General features: G+C 71.4%; 4 protein-coding genes. All 4 read right to left on the minus strand.

What is annotated here, in order from left to right; genetic code table 11:
- Nucleotides 1-406, minus strand: a 406-nt coding sequence (locus VFO68_RS17860) for a response regulator (RefSeq protein ID WP_325159440.1), incomplete at its 3' end; no start/stop codon positions are given.
- The gene (locus VFO68_RS17865; RefSeq protein WP_325159441.1) at nucleotides 403-1818 is read right to left on the minus strand and encodes a sensor histidine kinase; all 1416 of its coding nucleotides are present in this window, start codon (nucleotides 1816-1818) and stop codon (nucleotides 403-405) included. The genes VFO68_RS17860 and VFO68_RS17865, both read right to left, overlap by 4 nt.
- On the minus strand, nucleotides 1815-3794 hold the full coding sequence (locus VFO68_RS17870; protein WP_325159442.1) for an APC family permease: 1980 nt from the start codon (nucleotides 3792-3794) through the stop codon (nucleotides 1815-1817). The genes VFO68_RS17865 and VFO68_RS17870 overlap by 4 nt, the downstream gene beginning before the upstream one ends.
- 549 nt (nucleotides 3795-4343) lie before the next feature.
- The coding region (locus tag VFO68_RS17875; protein WP_325159443.1) for a hypothetical protein at nucleotides 4344-4882 on the minus strand (539 nt) is incomplete at its 5' end.

Raw genomic sequence — 4882 nt, forward strand, 5'->3', positions numbered from 1 at the left:
CGACGGTGAACGCCTCCGTCGTGACGACCGCGGCCGCGGTGCCCGAGGTGGCGCGGCGTAGGGCGGCGCGCATGCGAGCGAGCAACTCGTCCATGCCGAAGGGTTTGGTGACGTAGTCGTCGGCACCGGCGTCCAGGGCATTGACCTTGGCGGGTTCGGCGTGCCGGGCCGACAGCACGATGATCGGTGCGGTGCACCAGCCACGGAGGCCTTCGACAACGGCGACGCCGTCGATGTCCGGGAGGCCGAGGTCAACAATGATCAGATCTGGCGGGCGACGGCTGGCGGCGGCCAGGGCGGTCGCGCCGTCGGCGGCGACGGTCACGGTGTAGCCGCGGGCGGTCAGGGTGATGGTGAGTGCCCGCAGCAGTTGGCGGTCGTCGTCAACGAGGAGCACCTCGGTCATGATCCGCCAACCGATACGGGGCCGGGTGCCGTGGGGAGGCCGACGGTCATGGTCAGCCCGCCACCGGGGGTTTCGGTCGGGGTGATGGTGCCGTCCATGGCTTCGGTGAAGCCGCGCGCGATGGCCAGGCCCAGGCCGAGACCTGCGACGGTGGTGCGGTCGTGCAGCCGCTGGAACGGTTCGAAGACGCGGTCCCGGTCGGCCTCGGGTATCCCCGGACCGTGGTCCACAACCTGCAACCGCACCCCGTCGGCGTCGGCCAGGCCGTGCAGCCGGATGGGTCGATCGGGTGGACTGGCGGCCAGGGCGTTGGCGACCAGGTTGGCCACGACGCGTTCGAGCAGGCCGGAATCTACGTACGCGAGCGGGAGGTCGTCCGGGATGTCGACGCGGACCGGCGCGCCGCCGGCCGCCGTGTGCAGCAGGGCTTGGGCGACGACGGCGTCCAAGGCGACGGGTTGGGGATGGACGCTGAGCGCGCCGGCTTGCAGCCGGCTCATCGACAGCAGGTTGTCCACCAGCGCGTCGAGCCGGTCGGTGGACTCCTCGATCGTGGCCAGGAGCTCGGCCTTCGCCTCGGAGGGTAGGTCGATGTCGGATTGGCGCAGGCTGGACACGGCGGCCTTGACCGCCGCCAGCGGTGTGCGCAGGTCGTGGCCCACCGCGGCCAGCAGCGCCGACCGCACCCGGTCGACCTCGGCGAGTTCTCTGGCGCGGGCGGCCTGGTCGGCCAGGCGTTGCGCCTCCAGGGTCCGGGCGGCGGCCGCGGCCAGCCGGGACAGGGCTCGGCGGTCCTCGGCGAAGATGTCCGGCCCCCAGGCTGCCAGGCGCAGTCCGTTGCCGGCCGGGGCGGACAGCACCGGCCGGCCGGGCGGCGGCTGTCCCACCGACGCGACCGGGTGCTCGCCGGAGGGGCCGCTTTCCAGCAGCGCCACAGCGGCCATGGCGAAGGTGTCCCGCACCTGCTCGAGCAGCCGGGTCAGCGACTGTTCGGTGACCGGTTCGGCGGTGGCGTGGGCGAGCAGGGCGGCCTCGGCGTCGCGGCGGGCGGCGCGGGCGCGGTACCGGGCAGCCACCTCGACGGTGACCGCCACCGTGGCGGCGACCAGGACGTAGACCACGAGCACGATGGCGGCGTCGCCGGATTCGACCAGCAGCGTGTGGAACGGGGGGACGAAGAAGAAGTTGACCAGCAGGTCAGCAGCGATGGCGGCGGCCAGCGCCGGCCGTACCCCGCCGATGGCCGCGGCGGCGACCACCGGCACAAGGTACAGCAGTGCGACGCTGGCCAGCGACAGCTCCACCCGGGCCGGGGCGAGCAGCGCGGTGAGCCCGGCCAGGCCGACGACGGCCACGCCCAGGCCGGCCCGGGTCCGCCGCGCGGGAAGCCCTCGACGCGCGCTGCTGGTCATGGTCCAGTTATACGGCCTGCGCCGACCTCGGCCCGGCCGGCGTCGTCGGATCCGCGGTGGGTGTCATCCGGGCGGCTGGAGGCCAGTTGCCAGGGCACGTTGGTGAGCATGACGCCGCGTTGGAACAGCAGTCGGGCCTTCAGGCGCAGCGCGCTCTGGTTGTGCAGCAGTTGCTCCCACCAGTGCCCGACGACGTACTCGGGCAGGTAGACCACCACCAGATCGTGCGGGTGCTCCCGGCGCAGCCCGGAGACGTAGTCCAGCACCGGCCCGGTGATGTCCCGGTACGGGGCGTCCAGCTCGATCAGCGGCACCGGGATGCCGCGCTCGGTCCACTCGGTTTGCAGGTCGGCCACGTCGTCGGAGTTGGCGGCCACGGTCAACGCGGTGAGGGTGTCCGGGCGGGTGGCCCGCGCGTAGGCCAGCGCCCGCAGGGTGGGTTTGTGCAGCTTGGAGACCAGGACGACGGCGTGGATGCGGGCGGGTAGCACGACGCCGCCGGGCTCAGGCGCCAACTCCTTCGCCACCCGGCGGTAGTGCCTCGCAATGGCTTTCATCAGCAGGAACAGCGCGGGCATCGCGACGACGACCAGGTACGCGCCGTGGGTGAACTTGCTGACCAACACCACCAGTAGCACCACACCGGTGAACACGGCGCCGAGGGCATTGATGGCCCGCGAGCGGTGGATACGCCGCCGGGCCGCCGGGTCCGGTCCGGCGGCCAACTCCTTGGTCCAGTGCCGGACCATGCCGGCCTGGCTGAGGGTGAACGACACGAACACACCGATGATGTACAGCTGGATCAGCCGGCTGGTGGAGGCATCGAACGCCCAGATCAGCAGGCCGGCCAGGACGGCCAGGATCACGACGCCGTTGCTGAACACCAGTCGGTCACCGCGGCGGGCGAACTGCTTGGGCAGGTAACCGTCGTGGCCCAGGATCGAGGCCAGGATCGGGAAGCCGTTGAACGCGGTGTTGGCCGCCAGGATCAGGATCGCCGCGGTGAACCCCTGCACGAGCAGGAACAACACGGTGTCGTAGCCGAACACCGCCCCGGCCACCTGCGCGATCGCGGTCCGCTGCTCGTAGCCTGCCGGCGCGCCGACCAGCTGCGCCGGATCCTCGGCGACCCGCACCTTGGATGTCAGAGCCAGGACGGTAATGCCGGCGAACATGGCAATGGTGATGCCGCCCATGATGGCCAGCGTGTTGGCGGCATTGCGGCTCTTCGGTTCCGCGAAGTGCGGCACCCCGTTGCTGACCGCCTCCACCCCGGTCAACGCCGTACAACCCTGGGAGAACGCCCGCACCGCCAACAGCAGCGCCGCGGCCCCCGCGGCCTGACGCACCGGGGCGACACCGAACGAGGCGGACTCGGCCACCGGCGCCTCCCCCGTCAGCGCGCGGAACGCGCCCCAGCCGAACATCGCGAAGACCACCGCGATGAAGCCGTACGTGGGCACCGCGAACACCGTGCCCGACTCCTTCACCCCGCGCAGGTTCATCAACGCCAGCACCGCGACGAAGCACAGCGAGATGATTACCGCGTGCGGCTTGAGCACGAGGAAGGCCGAGGTGATCGCGTCAACCCCGGCGGCCACCGACACTGCCACGGTGAGCACGTAGTCCACCAGCAGGGCGCTGGCCGCCACCAGTGCGGCGTTTCGGCCCAGGTTGGCCCGGCTCACCGCGTACGCGCCGCCGCCGCTGGGGTAGGCGTGGCAGGTCTGCCGGTACGACGCGACGACCACCGCCAACAGGACCACGACAGCCAGCGCCACCCACGGCGTCAGGAAGAACAGCGCGAGCCCGCCCAGGCTCAACGCCCGCAGGATCTCCTCGGTGGCGTACGCGTTCGACGACAGCGGGTCCGAGCAGAACACCGGCAACGCCAGCTTCTTGGGCAGCAGGGTCTCGCCCAACCGCTCCGTACGTAGCGGACGGCCCACCAACAGCCGCTTGGTCCACCTCAGCACTGATCGAGCCAACAACGGGATCGACGCCAAGTGGCTGATCTTGATGTTGTCTCAACACGAACACCGGCGACCTTGACGCTCTCTTGGCGCGTCAGGCCCGGTAGCGCGCCCGGATCGCGGGATTCGGCATGCGCTGGGCGGCGTCGAGCAGGCGAAGGCGTTCGGCCGACGGCGAGCCGGGTTCTGCGGTGTACACAAGGAGCACCAGGCCCGTCCGGGACGGTCTCACCCGACACACGGAGGTGCCATGCCAGCCTCACGCGCGGCCGTCTGCGCAGCACTCTTGACGGTCATCGGACTGACCGTTGCCGGCTGCGGTGACAACGGTCCCTCCGACGACGAGCGCGGTGGAACACCGTCCACATCGTTGTCGCCCGACGGTACCGACTCCTCGCCTCAGCAGGAAGGTCGGATGAACCGCCGCCGGGCATGACCTCATCGCCCAGCTACCCCTGAAGCATCGACATGGTCGATCACGGCGCGGTGGAGACGACCGGTCCGCTTACCTGGGACGACTCACGCACCGTGCCGGCCCAGCTCATCCGCGACCTAGTCCCGGGGCGGTGTGGCACCGACCCCGACCCGCACGGGATGCGGCCGCGCGTCCGGGTGGACCGTTCGTGCCGGCTCGAAGATCACGTACCAGCCCACGGTGGTGCTCCGGTACGGCACGCCGGTCGAGTGGAGCCACGCCCGGATCCGGCCGGCCAGGACGTGGTTGGCCGGCACCACGTACGCGGGCCTGTCGGCGCGGGCGACCCGTTCCCGGTACGGCTCGTACCGGTTCACACCGGTGCGCATGCCGTCGGAGAGCACCGCGCACACGGTCCCCTCCTCGGTGGCGAACGCGACCAGGTTGCACGTCCAGTAGTCGGTGTAGATGTGCCGGATGTCGCGCGCGGCCAGGGTATCGACCAGTACCCCGAGGTTCTCGGCGCGCTCGGTGTACGTGCCCGTGGCGGCGACGAGCGCGGCGCTGGCGGCGGCCGTCGTCGCCGCGGCCGGCGGGCGGGCGCTGCACGTCTTCGTTCCTCCCGATGCCGAGCCGGCGGTGCTCGCGCGCCTCGATGCGCTCGGCGCGCACGTCG

It is taken from the genome of Actinophytocola sp., assembly GCF_035712165.1.
Classification (GTDB): domain Bacteria; phylum Actinomycetota; class Actinomycetes; order Mycobacteriales; family Pseudonocardiaceae; genus DASYTH01.